General features: G+C 69.0%; 1 protein-coding gene. It reads left to right on the forward strand.

The genetic code is table 11. From position 1 onward, the window contains the following. The coding region (locus AC1DZ6_RS25070) for a choline dehydrogenase (RefSeq protein ID WP_477099801.1) at positions 1 to 1,496 on the forward strand (1,496 nt) is incomplete at both ends.

Raw genomic sequence — 1,496 nt, forward strand, 5'->3', positions numbered from 1 at the left:
GGCGGGAAGAACACCTCGATCCTGGTCAAGATGCCGGCCGGGGTCGGCGAGCTGATCAAGGCCAAGGGCGACCAGAACTGGGGTTTCTGGACCGAGGCCGAGCCGCACTTGAATGACCGCAAGCTCTGGTGGCCGCGCGGCAAGGGCCTGGGCGGCAGCTCGGCGATCAACGGCATGATCTATATCCGCGGCCACGCGCGCGACTACGACCAGTGGCGGCAGATGGGGCTGTCGGGCTGGTCGTATGCCGAGGTCCTGCCCTACTTCAAGCGCTCGGAAAGCCACCACGCCGGCGGCGACGCCTATCACGGCGAGGCCGGGCCGCTGCACGTGTCGGGCGGCGAGTCCAAGAGCCCGTTCTATCCGGCCCTGATCGAGGCCGGCCGCCAGGCGGGCCACGYGGTGACCAAGGACTTCAACGGCTACCAGCAGGAGGGCTTTGGCCCCTACGACCTGACCATCCGCGACGGCAAGCGCTGGAGCGCGGCGGCCGCCTATCTGACGGCGGCCCTGACCCGGCCGAACCTGACCTGCGTGACCGAGGCGCGCACCACCCGCATCCTGGTCGAGAACGGCAAGGCGATCGGCGTGGAGTATGTGGTCGGGACCAGCCCGGAGCGCGTGGTCGCCCATGCCGACGCCGAGGTGCTGCTCAGCGCCGGCGCCGTGCAGTCGCCGCACATCCTGCAGCTCTCGGGGATCGGCGATCCGGACGAGCTGAGGGCCCAAGGCATCGCGGTGACCCACGCGGCCAAGGGCGTCGGCGCCAACCTGCAGGACCATCTCGACGTCTGCCTGTCGTGGACCACCCGGAATCTGACCACCGCCTATTCGGCCAACAAGGGCCTGAAGAAGCTGGGCACCGGCCTGTCCTACATGCTGCTGGGCAAGGGCCTGGGCCGGCAGCAGTTCCTGGAGAGCGGCGCGTTCCTGAAGTCGCGGCCCGACCTGGACCGTCCCGACCTGCAGATCCACGGCGTGCTGGCGATCATGCAGGACCACGGCAAGACCCAGGTCGAGAAGGACGGCTTCACCCTGCACGTTTGTCAGCTTAGACCCGAGAGTCGCGGAAAGGTCGGCCTGCGCTCGGCTGATCCGTTCGACGATCCGACCATCCTGGGCAACTATCTGGCGACCGAGGAAGACCGTCGCGCCATCCGCGAGGGCGTGAAGATCGCCCGCGAGGTGGTGGCCCAGTCCGCCTTCGATCCCTATCGCGACGCCGAATACGCGCCGGGCGCAGACATCAAGAGCGACGCCGACCTCGACGCCTGGATCCGCGCCAAGGCCGAGACCATCTACCACCCGGTCGGCACCTGCCGGATGGGCGCGGCGGGCGACCCGCTGGCCGTGGTCGACGACCAGCTGCGCGTGCAGGGGATCGCCGGCCTGCGGGTGATCGACGCCTCGGTCATGCCCACCCTGATCGGCGGCAACACCAACGCGCCCACGATCATGATCGCCGAACGGGCCTCGGACCTGCTCCTGGGCAAGAC

Source organism: Caulobacter sp. P1_B12_2 (assembly GCF_056406675.1).